The sequence below is a fragment of the Haoranjiania flava genome (assembly GCF_025631005.1).
Lineage (GTDB): Bacteria > Bacteroidota > Bacteroidia > Chitinophagales > Chitinophagaceae > Haoranjiania > Haoranjiania flava.
On the sequence record NZ_JAOTPL010000006.1, the window covers coordinates 96,839 to 112,484 of the forward strand.

Annotated in this window: 13 protein-coding genes, 2 tRNA genes and 1 riboswitch; of the genes, 3 read left to right on the forward strand and 12 right to left on the reverse strand. The window is 41.1% G+C overall.

Features of this window, described 5'->3' with window-relative positions:
- Nucleotides 1–74 precede the first annotated feature (74 nt).
- The 5 genes from OD355_RS06105 to OD355_RS06125 form a co-directional block, all read right to left on the reverse strand.
- The gene (locus OD355_RS06105) at nucleotides 75–2,345 is read right to left on the reverse strand and encodes a TonB-dependent receptor (protein WP_263037575.1); all 2,271 of its coding nucleotides are present in this window, start codon (nucleotides 2,343–2,345) and stop codon (nucleotides 75–77) included.
- Nucleotides 2,346–2,411: 66 nt separating this feature from the next.
- Nucleotides 2,412–2,507, reverse strand: a riboswitch (TPP riboswitch).
- A 36-nt stretch (nucleotides 2,508–2,543) separates the two neighbouring features.
- The gene (locus OD355_RS06110) at nucleotides 2,544–3,605 is read right to left on the reverse strand and encodes an NAD(P)/FAD-dependent oxidoreductase (protein ID WP_263037576.1); all 1,062 of its coding nucleotides are present in this window, start codon (nucleotides 3,603–3,605) and stop codon (nucleotides 2,544–2,546) included.
- A gap of 63 nt (nucleotides 3,606–3,668) precedes the next feature.
- The gene (locus OD355_RS06115) at nucleotides 3,669–5,609 is read right to left on the reverse strand and encodes a 4-alpha-glucanotransferase (RefSeq protein WP_317619108.1); all 1,941 of its coding nucleotides are present in this window, start codon (nucleotides 5,607–5,609) and stop codon (nucleotides 3,669–3,671) included.
- A gap of 15 nt (nucleotides 5,610–5,624) precedes the next feature.
- Nucleotides 5,625–6,533: a carbohydrate-binding module family 20 domain-containing protein gene (locus OD355_RS06120; RefSeq protein ID WP_263037577.1), complete on the reverse strand. Its 909-nt coding sequence runs from the start codon at nucleotides 6,531–6,533 to the stop codon at nucleotides 5,625–5,627.
- Nucleotides 6,534–6,591: 58 nt separating this feature from the next.
- Nucleotides 6,592–7,614, reverse strand: coding sequence for a DUF6263 family protein (locus OD355_RS06125; protein WP_263037578.1), 1,023 nt, complete (start codon nucleotides 7,612–7,614; stop codon nucleotides 6,592–6,594).
- Between the two features lie 188 nt (nucleotides 7,615–7,802).
- On the opposite strand from OD355_RS06125, the gene OD355_RS06130 reads away from it, so the two are divergent.
- Both OD355_RS06130 and OD355_RS06135 read left to right on the forward strand, forming a co-directional pair.
- Nucleotides 7,803–8,648, forward strand: a complete 846-nt coding sequence (locus tag OD355_RS06130; RefSeq protein WP_263037579.1) for a UDP-2,3-diacylglucosamine diphosphatase — start codon at nucleotides 7,803–7,805, stop codon at nucleotides 8,646–8,648.
- Nucleotides 8,649–8,651: 3 nt separating this feature from the next.
- On the forward strand, nucleotides 8,652–9,698 hold the full coding sequence (locus tag OD355_RS06135) for a glycosyltransferase family protein (RefSeq protein ID WP_263037580.1): 1,047 nt from the start codon (nucleotides 8,652–8,654) through the stop codon (nucleotides 9,696–9,698).
- Here the strand turns inward: OD355_RS06135 and OD355_RS06140 are convergent.
- Nucleotides 9,673–10,035, reverse strand: a complete 363-nt coding sequence (locus tag OD355_RS06140; RefSeq protein ID WP_263037581.1) for a CoA-binding protein — start codon at nucleotides 10,033–10,035, stop codon at nucleotides 9,673–9,675. The genes OD355_RS06135 and OD355_RS06140 overlap by 26 nt on opposite strands.
- 172 nt (nucleotides 10,036–10,207) lie before the next feature.
- Between OD355_RS06140 and OD355_RS06145 the strand changes: the two genes are divergently transcribed.
- Nucleotides 10,208–11,044 carry a polysaccharide deacetylase family protein gene (locus OD355_RS06145; RefSeq protein ID WP_263037582.1) on the forward strand — a complete coding sequence of 279 codons (837 nt, stop codon included), beginning with the start codon at nucleotides 10,208–10,210 and terminating at the stop codon, nucleotides 11,042–11,044.
- Between the two features lie 84 nt (nucleotides 11,045–11,128).
- Here OD355_RS06145 and OD355_RS06150 read toward each other — a convergent pair whose 3' ends face one another.
- The 6 genes from OD355_RS06150 to OD355_RS06175 all read right to left on the reverse strand — a co-directional run bounded on the left by OD355_RS06150 (nucleotide 11,129) and on the right by OD355_RS06175 (nucleotide 15,641).
- Nucleotides 11,129–11,377 carry a GIY-YIG nuclease family protein gene (locus OD355_RS06150; RefSeq protein ID WP_263037583.1) on the reverse strand — a complete coding sequence of 83 codons (249 nt, stop codon included), beginning with the start codon at nucleotides 11,375–11,377 and terminating at the stop codon, nucleotides 11,129–11,131.
- A gap of 113 nt (nucleotides 11,378–11,490) precedes the next feature.
- Nucleotides 11,491–11,576 (reverse strand) — tRNA-Leu (locus OD355_RS06155).
- A gap of 409 nt (nucleotides 11,577–11,985) precedes the next feature.
- Nucleotides 11,986–12,058 (reverse strand) — tRNA-Gly (locus tag OD355_RS06160).
- A 76-nt stretch (nucleotides 12,059–12,134) separates the two neighbouring features.
- On the reverse strand, nucleotides 12,135–12,371 hold the full coding sequence (locus tag OD355_RS06165) for a hypothetical protein (protein ID WP_263037584.1): 237 nt from the start codon (nucleotides 12,369–12,371) through the stop codon (nucleotides 12,135–12,137).
- Nucleotides 12,372–12,423: 52 nt separating this feature from the next.
- Entirely contained in the window at nucleotides 12,424–13,440 is a 1,017-nt protein-coding gene (locus OD355_RS06170) for a glycosyltransferase family 2 protein (protein WP_263037585.1), read from the reverse strand.
- A gap of 53 nt (nucleotides 13,441–13,493) precedes the next feature.
- Nucleotides 13,494–15,641, reverse strand: a complete 2,148-nt coding sequence (locus tag OD355_RS06175; protein ID WP_263037586.1) for a helix-turn-helix domain-containing protein — start codon at nucleotides 15,639–15,641, stop codon at nucleotides 13,494–13,496.
- Between the last annotated feature and the right edge of the window lie 5 nt (nucleotides 15,642–15,646).

The following is a 15,646-nucleotide window of genomic DNA, read 5'->3' on the forward strand; positions in this document are numbered from 1 at the left end:
TAATATTTTCCTATAAAAATAATAAAAAAACGGCAGTGTTTTCGCTGCCGTTTATCCTATAATAAATTTCATTCTCAGAATCCTAAGGAAAGACCTACATTAAAGTTGAAACCAGCCTGGGGATAGTATCCGTTTGTAGTATACAGCACATTATCTGTTGCACTTTTGGAACTATACGTAAAACCATTGCTTTCGTATTGCTTATCTAAGATATTATTCAGCATAACAATTATGCTAAGATTCTTTATCCATGAAGGTTTCAGGTCATACCTTAAACGTGCGTCGAATAAACTGTATGGATTTATGCTTTTCATTATATTAGATGAATTATCAAGATATTGCCTGCCGACGTGTTTCCCTAATAACTCAATAAAGAAATGATTGTTTGATTGATACGCATAGAATGGCTCAAACGTGACTGCAGCGCTTGCGACTACATTCGGAGAAAATGCAATATTTGTATTGCTATAAGTTTTTGATTCTTCTCCAACAGGATCCCAATTTTCATTCACTATGTAATAATACTCAGTAAAATCTTTCAATTTATTTTTACTGAATGCTGCACTGGCATTGATGTTCAGCCACGCCACAGGTTGATATCCTGCAGTAAGTTCTATACCGCTTCTGTAGCTCTTATCTACATTCGCACGCGTAGCTTCACCCACATCATTTATTTTACCTGTCAGAATGAGCTGATTTTTATAATCCATGTAATACAGGTTAATGCCTGCATTTAAAACTGTACCGTTGTAGAGGTAGCCCAGTTCATAGTCATACAAAGTTTCGTGCTGAGGCAGGGAATTTTTTTGTGCTGCTTCAAAATCGTTACGATTGGGTTCTTTGTTTGCCACGGCAAATGATCCATACACTTTACTCTGCCCGTTCAGATGCCTGATCAGGTAGCTTAACCCGGCCTTTGGATTGAAGAAGTTATACTGTTGGTTGACCCGTAAAGAAGCGTCTTTCCTGGAACCGTTTATATGATACTGTACATTCCTGTATTGCAGGTCTACATAGCCATACAAGCCATCAGTGATCATTTGCTGCCATTTTGCAAACATATTGAAATCATTTTTATCAGCAGGGTGATTGTACCACCTGTAATCCGGCTCAATAGCATGTTGTGCCCATTTGACAAAACCGTAATGTTTACCATCGTACATGGTGTAAGCGCCGCCAATATTTACATCTGTAGCTTCTGTCTGGTAGTTTGCAGAAAAAACGCTTCCGTAATAATGATTGTCGAGCCATAACTGGCGAATAAGATCGGTCTTAAAAAGCGTATCGCCAACAGCTTTCACAAATGGCTTCAGGCCGTAGCTGCTGTACTTTTGTCCTGATTTATACTCATTGTAAAATCCTCTTCCGCGTGTCAGGAAGCCGGCAACGTTTGCTGACCAGTTGCTGTTGAATTTATGATTGAAAAATAACTGGTAATAGTCCTGCTGATAGTTGTCTGTCTGATCCTTGTAGTACTCTCCATTTGCCATTTTACCAATGGTATTGGTTCTTCTTCCCATTTTACTCAATGTGTCTGCGTAGTTAAATGAGTGCGGTGAGTCTGTGCCGGTAAAACTAACTTCTAATCCGTTCCAAGCCTGCCCCGTTCTTTCTTTACCGGTAAATAAATTAAATTTTAGGGAAGTATTTTCATCCTTAGATGTCCAGCTGGAAATAAACTGCAACGATTTTAAATCAGAAAAAGCGCGCTGAATATATCCATCGGAACTGATTTTAGACAGGCGCACGTCGAACTGAAATCCGCCTTTCAATTTGCCTGTACCCGCGCGAACCGTGTGTTTCCAGGTATTGAAAGATCCGGAAGAATTATCAACTTTAGCATACGGCACCCGCCCTTGCTCCAGGTTGGATATATTTACCGATGCACCAAATGCACCCGGGCCGTTTGTGGAAGAGCCAACGCCTCTTTGCAACTGGATAGAGTTTACCGAAGAAGCAAGGTCGCCAAAGTTTACAAATACTACCACCTGGGATTCAGGATCATTTACAGGTATACCATTAATGGTATAGTTTGTACGCGTAAGGTCCGTGCCGCGTACGCGCATACCTGTATAGCCTACTCCCACTCCATCGTCTGAACTGACAACAACCGAGGGGAGCTGGTTTAAGAAGTAAGGCAGGTTTTGCGCAAGATTCTGTTTGCCTATTTCTTTCTGGTAAATGTTAGCCACGGCAAATGGCGCTTTTGTTCCCGCACGTATGGCACGTACTTCTACAGGCGCTAATACATCTACGGTGTCTGAAATGTCGTATTGCTGTACTTGCTGGGCTTTTACAAAAACCAACGACATGGAAAAAACAAAACTCAATAAGACTTTCTGCATTGTTTAAAAATTTTATTTTAAATGAATAAATTTTTAAACAGGGAAAATAAAACGCGAAGAAACAGTACGAAACTCATACTCCTTCCCTTCGCAGGCATTACCCTGTTCAGGTTCTACGGGTACTATCTCAGCCGAATTGAATCAGCGCCCCGAGGATTTTCAGCCGCGAAGGTATAAGAATTAGCTTTACGCGCAAACTTATTTGCTCAAAACTTTTTCAAAGCGCCTCACGTCTGCAAGCAGCTCTATCTCCTTTGCGTAGAGCACGTGATGCGCCAGTTGATATGCGAAGTATGGCGCCAATGAACACCCCTTACTACCCATACCATTTAAAATGCCTATGGATGAGTAAACAGGATGCAAGCCTGCAAACGGCCTGCGCTCTACGTTAGCCGGCCGCACAGAAGCAATATGATCTTTCACTTCAAAAGGCAGTTTCAGCCAGTGGTTTAAATAGTTTTCTGTATTTGTCCTGAAAAACCGGGATGGAAGCTCGTCTTCGTAAGTCCACTGGTAATTGGAACCTACCCAGAATAAATCTTTTTGCTGCAAAGGCACAATGGTCATGGCCATCTTATAAATATTATTTTGAGGCAATCCCGGAATAGAAACTATCAAGGCTTCACCTTTGTTGAAGGCATATGGCAGTTGCTGAAAGTAAGGATTGGCACCGCCTTCAACGCCTTCACAGCATAATATTTTTTTAGCAACGATGTCCTTGTAAAAAACTTTGCTATCTGCAAGGATGCAATTATCCCAGTTAAAATGCTCTTCCAGCAACATGCTATTTTCCTGGAGACGCTGCCTGTAAGCTGCAAGCAATTCCCACAAAGCAATGTTGTAAGAAGACCTGATCTCACCGATCTTCAGGGGGAAATTAAAGTATTCACGCATGCCATTTTCATCAGCTGAAAAGCTTATGTAGTCAGCATTTTCATCAACTCTTTTGGTGAATGCATCCAACATTTGTTGTGTCGGTACAAAATCTAAAACCGGGCAGGACTGCATCACATCCTTCATGCCGGCATACTCCCCGATTTCGTTGTATACTTTTTCTGCAAAAGGCAATATGTCGTCTATCATCCAGGTCTTTACAACACGCCTGCCTGTAACGGGGTTGATCACGGCGCTCGCCACACGCGATGCTGAGTTAGCTTTCATTGCATCTATCACTAAAACAGATGCGCCCTGCTGCATTAGAAAATAACTGAGGAATGTACCTGAAATGCCCTGCCCAAGCACGATATAATCGACCTGCATAAAGAATAATTTAGGGCAAAGATAAAAGAAAAACAGGCACCACTGTAATAGCGTTTTGCCTGTTTATCTGCCGGATGCGGCAATAAGATTTTTTATACGCTCATTAAATAGTTCATGTTTCATCAGGTCTTCCACAGCAATGTGTGACCTGTAACGCCAGTAATGGTGCGGGTTCTCAGGATGATTGATGCGCTCTGTGTCCGGATCTTCTACACGCGTATTTTCATCCATAGCAAAGAGGTCCTGCAACAGGAATATGCTCCACATAGACCAGGAGTGAAGGTGCTGCTCAATGATGGCTTCTGCAAGCCATGGCGGGCAATCATCCTCTACCGTTGCATGCCTGCGTAGCTGATCGTAAATAAAGCGTTGTTTTTTATCGTAAGGAATTTCTTTCCACCATCCCCTGATTGTACTGGTATCGTGCGTAGAAGGAGATACAACTGCCAGGTAAGGTGTGCGCGAAGGATCGTCAAATTCTGATTGGGCGTTCTTGGACATCCTTTGCACTTCCAGGCTCAGTAACTGCAGGTGCTGCATTACATTTTTTACACATTTGGGCACCATGCCAAGGTCTTCACCGCAAACAAGCATCGGCGAGGCCTGAATGATAGCCGGCAACTTATCATAAGCCTCCTGCTGCCATATCCCTTCCTGCCTTTGGAAGTAATAATCTTCATACAACCTGCAAAGAATTGATTTGGTTACATCATCCAGGCTGCGGTACGATGATGTGGACTGCATATTGAACCGGAAATGAAAAGCATCTTTTTCCTTAGTTGGGATCAGTATAATATTCGCCAGCAAATCATACAATTTTTTCTTAATGCAATTGTTGTAGTCATTGTTTTCAAACGCCCTGAAGTACTCCTCAATCTTTCGCTGAGTAGAATATTCCTGTTTGAAACGAATATTCCCATGGTTTTTTGTCAGGAAAGTTTCTTTGACATAAGCAGCTTCCTTATCAAAAATTTCTGACAACAGATCGTCTGTAATATACGGCATCATCAGCCTTTCCGTAGATGCGTTCATGCCGTAAAGCTCGTTAAGGCGCACAGGTATAGCGGGTTCAAAGTGACCCAGTATACCCTGGATGGCATGGTAAGGTATAGTCCAGATGCGGAAAAAACCTAGGATATGGTCTATTCTTATCACATCAAAATAGCGGCTCATATGCTGCAACCGTTGCCGCCACCAGGTAAAGTTATCTGTTTTAATCGCTTCCCAGTTGTAGGTAGGAAATCCCCAGTTCTGGCCGCTAACAGCAAAATCGTCAGGCGGTGCGCCGGCTTGCGTGTCCATATGAAACCATTGCGGATACTGCCATGCATCTACACTGTGCCTGTATACACCAATGGCTATATCCCCTTTCAGCACCACATTGTTTGTATGTGCATAAGCAACTGCTTCTTTTAGCTGCAGGTGCAAATAATACTGCACAAAATAATGAATCTTTATTTCATCTTCATTCTCCTGCAACAGAGACGTAGCAATGGTTTCATCATAAACGGCAAATGAATCCCACTGCGTAAAATCTGCTGTTTTGTATGTATCTCTCAGGCAGCAAAAGGCAGCATAGGGTTCCAGCCATACTTTATTTTTCAAAAAGAATTTTTCATATTCGGTTTCAGCAAATGTCTGCGCCTTCAGCAACGGGTAAACTTCCCTGATAAATTCCCACTTGGCCTTATTCACTCTTTCATAGTCTACCTGGCTCAATAGATTTAATTCCTGCCGCTTTGCTTCATATTTTTCCAGCAAGGAGGCATACTGCTCGCCTGCCACTGCAGGCAGGTGCAGATACATCGGATGCAATGCTGATACGGAGATGGCGGCATAGGGATAAGAATCGTGCCAGTCTTTACGGGCAGTAGTATCGTTTACCGGCAGCACTTGTATAAGCCTGATGCCTACAGCATTTGCCCAGTCAGAATATTTTTTTACATCATTAAATTCACCGACACCGAAACTGTCGTGAGAACGCAGACTAAAGACGGGCGAGATGACACCGGCTGCTCTTCAAGCGTTCTCCGCAAGGTTAATGAGTCCCTCGTTTATAAAGACTTTGCCGTCTTTGATGGCAGGAAGTGCGCAACAACGATTTTCGTATCCTTCAAGTATCAAGGGTTTCTTTGTTTTGGTATTTAAGAGCCCGAACTTATAGTGAATGGGAAAAACCGATTTTGAAAGATCCAGTTCTATTTGCCAGTTGCCATTGCCCACAGGATAAAGCTTCAGCGCCTTTTTTACTTCCCAGCTTCCAAGTCTTTTATCATCACCAAGCATGCATACAACCTGGTCGTTTGAAACTACCGGCGCTTTAACTGTAAATACATGGGTTGAGTTTTTTGTTTTCTTGGTTGGTTCTGCAGCTCCTGCATTGTTTAATAAAATAAGAAAAGGTTTTGTTTCAAACAAGCCGGCCGGAAATCCTGAAAAACTCCAGAAGTCAGAAACATAAATATTTTTGCCAGCCGATGCCGACAGGTCAATGCTTTTATTTGCCAGGCTCTCTTCAATTATAGAACCGTCAACGTTTTTAACGAAGTAGCGATAATTAATTACCCGGGGCGTGTTGCCTTCGTGCAGTTCTATAGTTGCGCTCCAGGCTTTATCGTTCAGATACTGTAATGGCAAGGCAAATTCCAGGTCGTCATTGCCCAACAATTCATGGTCCCCCACCACGAATAAGTTCTGGCCATACTCTGTACTGAAACGCACTTCAAAAGTTAACCGTGTATTTTTGTTATCTTCAGCGGTTAATGAAGAAATCTTTGATGCGATTTTTTTCACCGTTTTTTCCACTGTACTTTTAACCTCACCCTCTTTCTTTACGGTTCTTTTTCCCTTAGCTTTTTGCGGCTTAGTGTTTTCAAAACCTTCAACAGGATTTATATCTTCAGCTTTAATTGTTTTTTTTGCTGCCATTGTGGTAGTTATTGATTTAAAACAAAATTAACTCAAAAAATTAAAAACAGGTGTAACATTAATTGATCAGTTCAGAAATTTCTATGGTTGACCTGGCGGGTATTTTTTCATTTCCCATCAATACTACTCCTTCGAAAGACAGAGTCATTTTACGGGATTGCACCATGCCTGTATTTACATTGACTTCAAGCGTACCTGTCTGCGTTCCGGCAAAGTCTGTGTTGTATTTCTTAGAATTGCTCTCTATTACTCCAGAGTAAAACACATTTGCATGGACCTCTAAAATTACCCTGTCCCTGAAAAAATTTTTAACCGTATAGGTGTATAAGCTCCGGCTGTTTTTGTTTATAGCAGAATCTTTCCATTGGTCGCCAATTGCAGGTTGGTCAGCAAGTGGAAAAGTAAGCGAAAATTTATTTCCAACCGATATATTTTCATTACCAGAATAAAGCATTGAGATCACTTCGCTTAACCGTCCGCCGACACCTGAAGTATCTACCCCTGTAATTACGCCTGCATGGTTTATCTTTACGTGTAATGGCTTACCCACAGCATCATAAAGTTCCCTGGCAAAAGAAACAGATGCAGAATCAGGCAATGTGCTGTCTGAGCTGAAATGCATCTGCACACCCATAGTATTAACTTCTGTATTGAGCTTATCAACCGAAATAGCTATTGTATAAATGTTATCAGCCGTATCAATAACAGCATAATTGGCAATAAAATCAGCAATGGTTTTATAAGATACTTTTTGTTGAAGCACGCTAAGCTCTGTATACGAAATGATCTTAGCTGTTTTGCTGTAATGCAGTTTATTGAATGAAATTTTTTTGTGTAATGGTGGTTTTTTTTCACTGTCTGCAATATCATTGTTATTAAGCGTGTGGGCAATGCTGCCACTATCAGTAACAATAACACCCGCTGTATCAGCTATGCGTACAAGGGCGGCAGTATCCATCTTCACAGGGGCAATAGTGTCGACATGTACGGATGCAATGGTGTCAATTGCAGTTTGAGCGTTAACACCTGGCATAAAAAACGATAGCAATAAAAACGACATAAGTCTATAGATCGGCTTCATGGATAATTGTTGGGGCTTTGGCAAATATGCCTATTTTTTCTGTAATGTGCCCGGAAATTAGATGTAAAAATCGGCGGGGGTTTAGTGTTTATCAAAAATATTGTGATCAATAAATAATACACAATTAATTATAGCTTAATAATTAATTTATATGAAAGTATAAACTTTGATAAACCAATTTCAGACTTATGAACCGGAGGCATTTGCCATTGATTGTAATCAGCGATGTACACTTAGGTACTTACGGCTGCCACGCAACAGAACTGTTGCTTTATCTCAAAAGCGTACAACCGGGCACACTTATCCTGAACGGAGATATTATTGACGGGTGGCAATTTTCCAAAAGCTATTTCCCACCTGCACATTTTGCAGTAATAAGGGAAATTTTTAAGCTCATAACGCTGGGCACCAAAGTAATATACCTTACCGGTAACCATGATGAATTTTTGAGGAAATATACCGACCTTGAAATAGGCAACATCCATCTGGCCAATAAATACCTGCTCAACATTGATGATAAAAAAATGTGGTTTTTCCACGGCGATGTGTTTGATAACAGCACCAAAGGCTTCGCCAAAATACTGGCCAGGCTGGGTGGTAAAGGATACGACCTGCTGATATTGATGAACCGGGCAGTGAATTATCTTTTAAAGCTCACCGGCAGAGAAAGAGTTTCATTTTCTAAAAAAATAAAAAACAGCGTAAAACAGGCCATAGCATTCATCAATGATTTTGAACAAACCATTGCAGCGCTGGCTATTGAAAAGCAGTACGACTATGTAGTGTGTGGGCACATTCACCAGCCTACCAAAAAAGTAATTGAAACTGAAACCGGCTTTGTAAATTATCTTAATTCTGGCGACTGGATTGAAAACCTTACTGCGCTTGAATACGACAATAAGGAATGGAAAATATTCCAATACAACGATGCAGATTTTATACTGGAAAGAGCCATGCTTCCATCCTTTAAAAACAAAAAAGCTGTTGATACGGAAACTGAAATCAGTTTTTTATACAACCTTAAAAATTATTGATACATGCGCATATTCTATGCTGTACAGGCAACAGGCAACGGACACATCAGCCGCGCCATGGAACTGCTGCCCTACTTAGAGAAATTCGGTACTGTAGATTTCTTTTTAAGCGGCAATAACAGTACACTTAAGCTGGATGCACACGTGCCGTACAGAAGCAAAGGGTTAAGCTTTCAGTATACTTCCAATGGAGGATTGCACTATCCTAAGACATTCAAAGAAATTATCTCTACAAGCATCTGGAAAGAAGCCAGGCACCTTCCCATAGATAAATATGATATGGTGATCAACGACTTTGAACCCGTAACATCACTTGCGTGCAAAATGCGCAGGATTAAGTCCGTACACTTCGGGCACCAGGCCAGTTTTAAATCGTACAGAACGCCCCGCCCGAGAAACAGGAACCTGCTTGGAGAACTGATCCTGACAAATTATGTAAGCGCCACAACCAACGTGGGCCTTCACTTTCAGCCCTATGACGATTTTATATTGCCACCCGTGATCAAAACACAAATATGGCAGGCCCTGCCGCGCGATTTTGGCCACATCAGCGTTTACCTGCCTTCTTATGATGATAAAACACTGATAGGCATTTTTACAAATTTCAAAGATCACAGGTTCGAAATTTTTTCACGCGAGGTTAAAGACGAGCAAACCAATGGAAATATAACACTGTTGCCGGTAAGTAAACAGCTGTTCAACAATAGCCTGATCAACTGCCATGGAATTATTACCAGCGGAGGCTTTGAAACGCCTGCCGAAGCGCTGTACCTGAAAAAGAAACTGTTGGTAATCCCGATCAAAGGACAATACGAACAGCTTTGCAATGCTGCAGCACTGGCCAGGATGGGTTATTCTGTTTTGCAAAACCTGAAACCAGACAACTTATCTATTGTACAACGATGGCTGGAGAATGAGAAGGTGCACAGCCTGAAAACCTACAATAAACCTACAGCAGAAATTGTTGAGCAATTTATGGAAATAGCAATAACAAAGATGCGTGAAACAGAAACAATAAAAGCTGCTAATACTTACCTACCGATAACATAACAAGGGTGCAGGCGTATTCTACGTCAATATTTTTATCAGCTGCCAGCTTGGCCAATTCAGGATTTTCAGTGCCCGGATTAAAAATAATTCTCTTCGGCTGAAGGCTTAAAATATAATCATACAATTTTTTCTGGTTCGCAGGATTAACGTATAAGGTAATGGTATCAAGGTTTTCAACAGCTTTCTGATCTTTAAAGATCTCCACGTCTCCAACTTTTCCTTTTCTCAGGCCAAAAGCTTTTACTTCATGCCCATGCTGCCTTAAAGAACGGATAGCCATATTAGAATATCTTTCTGATTTTTCAGATGCGCCAATGACTAAAGTTTTTTTACTCATGATTGTATGTATTGGCTTCAAATCTACATATTTTTATTATTCCAATCAAGAACACCGGCTAAATTGTGCAGATGAAACAATTTCCTGAATGATCTCTTAATTTTGCAGATACATTATTTTATATATTGGATTAACTACTATATTTGAAGATTAAAAATTTCAACATTTATCTATGAAGTATTTTTCTTTAATAGCCTTGGGCTTTTGTCTGTTTGTAAGCTGTAATAACGGTTCTGGCAATAATAATGACACCGGGGATTCTGCCGGAATAGCCCCTAAAACTACAGCAACCGATACGACAACTTCCGCCCGCACTATGAATACACCCGAGCAGATCATGGCAAAAACACAGGTACCGGTGCTGTGCTATCACAGAATTGCCGATGGCCGAAAAGATGAATACACTGTAAGCCCGGCGGCATTCGAAGCACAGATGAAAATACTGAAAGACAGTGGTTACACATCCATTAGCCCTGACCAGTTGTATAATTACCTGGCATATAATGAATCAATCCCTGAAAAGCCTGTGCTCATTACGTTTGATGATTCACGCGTGGAGCATTCTGCTATAGCTGCGCCGGTTATGGAAAAATACGGGCACCGAGGCACATTCTTTATAATGACCATCACCTACAATAAAAAAAACTATATGACCAAAGACCAGATTGCCGATCTGGCAAAGAGGGGCCATAATGTAGGCTTACACAGTTGGGATCATCATATGGTGACCAAGTACAACGATTCAGACTGGGTAAAACAAGTGGCAGATCCACAAAAAGGATTACAGGAAATCACCGGAAAGCCTGTTGAATACTGGGCATATCCTTACGGTATCAACGACCATAAGGCAGCAGTGGAATTAGCAAAATATATGAAGCTTTCATTTATTCTTTCCACTAAGCGTGATTCTACTATGCCATTACAAATGGTTCGCCGCATGATAGTGCCTTACGGCTGGACACCACAAGGCATGCTGAAAGCCATGCATTCTACTTTTAAAAGCAGTTAATAAAATTTTAATCAGTAAACATGAGGCCCTTGCAATCGTGAGGGCTTTTTTGTCATGAGAAATAAGACGGGCATAGTTAAGACATTACCAATTCCCGGCAAGCAACCATAAAATATATTTACTGCTCTTCATTTTTTTGATACGGCGCTCTTCGGCTATTGCTTCTTGTTCTGCAGTAAAAGCTTTAAAACCACGCAGCACATAAGGCCGGCAGTTTCTTGTCGCTGTGACATAACCTGCATTATGCCGCGACAAACGTGCATCCACATCTGCTGCATAGCCAACATAATGACGGCCACATTTTTCAGAATAAAGAATATAGACAAAATACATAATACAAAAAAGCGACCGAAGTCGCTTTATGCCCCAGCCCCGATTTAATCGGGGACAAACATTGCTGCAAGAGCATCTAGCGACTATAAAAAAAAGCGACCGAAGTCGCTTTGTGCCCCAGGCGGGAATTGAACCCGCACGGACATTGCTGCCCACAGGATTTTAAGTCCTGCGTGTCTACCAGTTCCACCACCAGGGCAATATTTTATTTTAAGAACTATCCTGATCAAGGATTGCTGCCATCCCGATTTAATCGGGACGTGTCTACCATCCCGATAGTTATCGGGACACCAGGGCAATATTTTATTTTAAGAACTATCCTGATCAGGCATTGCGGCCATCCCGATTTAATCGGGACGTGTCTACCATCCCGATAGTTATCGGGACACCAGGGCAATATTTTTATTTTAAGAACTATCCTGATCAAGCATTGCGGCCATCCCGATTTAATCGGGACGTGTCTACCATCCCGATAGTTATCGGGACACCAGGGCAATATTTTTATTTTAAGAACTATCCTGATCAAGCATTGCGGCCATCCCGGTTTTGATCGGGATCATCAGGGCAACTCATTAAAAAAAATCCTGCTTATTGCAGGATTTTTTAAGAGCGGAAGACCGGGCTCGAACCGGCCACCCCAACCTTGGCAAGGTTGTGCTCTACCAAATGAGCTACTTCCGCTTGTATATTAAGAACTGTTTTCTTTCGGATTGCAAAGATAAAAATCTTACACAAATAACCAAATATTTTTTAGAATTTATTTGTACTCAGGCACATATTTCGTGCTAGGCTGAATTTCTATATCAGGTTTGCCCTTGTAGCGGTTTTTATAAAGCTGAAAGCATCCTGCAAATAAAAAAGCAACCAATGCAAAAACAGAAATATAGAAAAGGAAACGCGAAGTACTCACGCGGTTATACCTGATATCGGTTTCCAATTGTTCCTGGCGCTCTTTCTCAAAAGTGCTTAGCTGGTTATCCTGATGTACTGCCATAATAAACTTTTAACCCTACAAAAATATGCAACCTGATTCAAAATTAAAAATATCAATCTACTATTTCTGAAAAATATTTTTTGCCTTTGATAAAATGTTCCCAAACAATTGATTTATTCACCCCGCCTTTCAATTGTGAAAACGGAAGACGTTTCGTACCGGTATCATTTTCCCGGGAAAATGCCCATTTGTAGAAATCAATATGCGCAAAAAAAACTGCTTTGATTGATTCCGTATCTCCCTCGAGTAATGTCTTGATAGCAAACACGCCATCGAGCGACAAGCGTATGAACAGCTTCCAGTATTTTTCTCTCCAATGCAGGTTACGGGATAGCATGACGAGGTTGTTACGAAAATTAAGATATGTTTTCCTGTATTGGCCCTTAGGCAATGTGCCGCCGCCAATATGATATATCGTAGACGCTCCGCAATACATAACCCTGTAACCCTGTATCTGTGCGCGCCAGCAAAGATCTATCTCTTCCTGGTGAGCAAAGAAATAGGCATATAAACCCCCTAAAGCGTGATAAACACTGGCTTTAATGTACAATGTAGCGCCACTGGCCCAGAAAATATCTGTATTATCGTTGTACTGGCCGTTATCTTTTTCCAGAACTTCAAATATCCTGCCTCTTGCCAAAGGATAACCTAAATGATCTAATAATCCACCACCCGCGCCCGCATACTCAAAGCTGTTTTTATCATGGTAAGATAAAACTTTGGGCTGGCAAATTGCAATGTTTTCTGCTGATTGCATCAGGCTGATCACCGGCTCTATCCAACCAGGAGTGACTTCAACATCAGAATTGAGCAATACATAATAATCTGCTGAAACCTGCTTCAGCGCTTGATTATAACCTTCTGCGAACCCATAATTTTTTTGATTGAGGATAATTTCCACTTCAGGGAAATGTGTTCTAAGTATCGAGACAGAATCATCAGTAGAGGCATTGTCCGCAACAATAACACGTTTGTTGATATATGTTGAAGCCAAAACATTTGGCAGAAATTTTTCCAGAAATTTTCTCCCATTATAATTTAAAATCACAATAGCTACGGAAGGCTGCATATACTACGGCTCAATAATGTGAACAAAAATACATAAACTATATGAGTAAAAATCTAATTACCAGAATCCGGTGATTTACCCCTGTTAAACAGATAATGGCAATGCGCGCGTAGCAGTTTTAATTCATCAAAGGTAAAGTTATCGGGCAGGCCGTTTTTATATTCAGATAGTGTAAGCATTGATTTCTTGCTGAATGTCTGTTCAAATACAGCTACTTTTTCTTCAGGAATAATTTGCCTCACATCAACTATACCGGTTTCAACAAACTTACTGAGATGCGTATAAATAGTACCTTTCGAGAGATTACGCGTTTTCATTATTTCCTCTATTGATTTGCCGGCCTCATACAATTGATAAGATATTACATGCGTTGGTATCTTATCCACTTTGGCGCTGATTTCTACATCCAGATTCTTATCGAACAAGGCAACATCAAGTAAATGCAATGTTTTCAGGCTTTTTAAGTAATCTTCTACGTCATCAATAAAAGCTTTGAACAATTCATTGTACTGCTTTAGTCCCTTCTCACCTTTAGAGGTAGCGTACAGTTCCTTTAAAGGAGAAAATATCTTCTCATATACATTTTTAAAAAAGAAACTCACGGCGCCTTTAGACTTTTCTTGTATGTCTTGCCAGGTGTTTTGCTGTTTTACAAACTGCAGGGTTTTAGCCTTGATGATCTTATCAAACTTATTATATACCTCTGCGAGATCAGCAATTAAAGGCGACAATTGTTGATAAAGGCCTGTAGCCTTTTCCTTATCTAAAAACCTGCTCTCTTTTACTGCAATCTGCCATTCTTCTAAAGAAGCTTTCATCCAGCTCATATCCACATAACGCAGTATTTTACGGATGCTGTAATCATATTTTTCATCATGCAGAATGCGCTCAATCTGTTCATTAGCGTTTGTAGATTCATGGAAGGAGCTTATTCTTCTATCGCTGAAAATTACATCGCGCGTGATCTGCGACTTTAAAACAATACCTTCCAACGTACGGCAACGGCTCAATGCCACATATACCTGGCCGGATGCAAACGACCTGCCCGCATCAATGATCAACCTGTCAAAAGTAAGGCCCTGGCTCTTGTGTATAGTCACTGCCCATGCGAGTTTCACGGGAAACTGCACAAAACTTCCCAACACGTCTTCCCGAATATTTCTATCTTTATCCAGTGAATATTTTTTCTGCTCCCATGTTTCTTTCCCAAGGATAATTTCCTTGTCTGTACCATCAATCACCACACCTATCTCGTTGTGTGTAAGTGAAGTAACTTCCGCCAGCTTGCCGTTAAAATATTTTTTATCCGCAGTAGTGTCGTTGCGTATAAACATGATCTGTGCGCCAACCTTCAATTCCAGCGTTTCATCATTAGGGTATTGGCTTTCCTTGAAATCGCCTTTAATTTCGGCATTGTAAAAGAAAGATCTTCCAGGCAGCTCATCAAGTTTTTTACGGTTGATAGCATCTGCCATCCTGTTGTGTGAGCAGAGATATACGTACGCTTCCTCGCCTGGTTCAAACTCAGTGTTTACGCGCTTGTTCAATACCTGCAGGTCATTTGCCGTGACCTGTGCATCTCGGATGTGATTCAGTATTTCCAGGAAATCTTTATCCTTTTGCCGGTATACATGTTTCAGTTCAATAGTTATCAGGCTTACCTCCTGCAGCGATTTTGCATCAAAGAAAAAAGGTGAATTGTAGTATTGCAAGAGAATGCTTTCATTCTCTTGCCGGACAACAGGAGGCAGTTGATAAAGATCGCCGATGAACAGCATTTGCACACCGCCGAATTTTGCAGGATTACGCCTGATGTGTTGCAAAGATAAATCCATCATATCGAGCACATCTGCCCGAAGCATTGACACTTCATCGATGATTATAATCTCAACCTCCCTCAATAACTTTAACTTATCTCTTCGGTATTTAAAGTGTGGCAGCAGATCTGGGATATTCATGGCATAATCGCGGTCTATCTCATCAAAAGTGGGCACGAATGTACGCAATGGCAAACCAAACATAGAGTGAATGGTAACGCCGCCGGCATTGATTGCTGCAATTCCCGTAGGCGCTACCACAATATGCTTCTTACGGGTTTTTTTTACAAATTCATTGAGAAAAGTTGTCTTACCCGTACCCGCCTTTCCTGTAAGAAAGATGGTGCGGTGCGTATGTTCTATGAGATCAAACAGATTATTCAACTTTC

Excerpts from the sequence above, each read along its gene's own strand:
- OD355_RS06105 (WP_263037575.1), bottom strand. The coding sequence starts at position 2,345 with ATGCAGAAAGTCTTATTGAGTTTTGTTTTTTCCATGTCGTTGGTTTTT.
- OD355_RS06110 (WP_263037576.1), bottom strand. The coding sequence starts at position 3,605 with ATGCAGGTCGATTATATCGTGCTTGGGCAGGGCATTTCAGGTACATTC.
- OD355_RS06120 (WP_263037577.1), bottom strand. The coding sequence starts at position 6,533 with ATGGCAGCAAAAAAAACAATTAAAGCTGAAGATATAAATCCTGTTGAA.
- OD355_RS06125 (WP_263037578.1), bottom strand. The coding sequence starts at position 7,614 with ATGAAGCCGATCTATAGACTTATGTCGTTTTTATTGCTATCGTTTTTT.
- OD355_RS06130 (WP_263037579.1), top strand. The coding sequence starts at position 7,803 with ATGAACCGGAGGCATTTGCCATTGATTGTAATCAGCGATGTACACTTA.
- OD355_RS06135 (WP_263037580.1), top strand. The coding sequence starts at position 8,652 with ATGCGCATATTCTATGCTGTACAGGCAACAGGCAACGGACACATCAGC.
- OD355_RS06140 (WP_263037581.1), bottom strand. The coding sequence starts at position 10,035 with ATGAGTAAAAAAACTTTAGTCATTGGCGCATCTGAAAAATCAGAAAGA.
- OD355_RS06145 (WP_263037582.1), top strand. The coding sequence starts at position 10,208 with ATGAAGTATTTTTCTTTAATAGCCTTGGGCTTTTGTCTGTTTGTAAGC.
- OD355_RS06150 (WP_263037583.1), bottom strand. The coding sequence starts at position 11,377 with ATGTATTTTGTCTATATTCTTTATTCTGAAAAATGTGGCCGTCATTAT.
- OD355_RS06165 (WP_263037584.1), bottom strand. The coding sequence starts at position 12,371 with ATGGCAGTACATCAGGATAACCAGCTAAGCACTTTTGAGAAAGAGCGC.
- OD355_RS06170 (WP_263037585.1), bottom strand. The coding sequence starts at position 13,440 with ATGCAGCCTTCCGTAGCTATTGTGATTTTAAATTATAATGGGAGAAAA.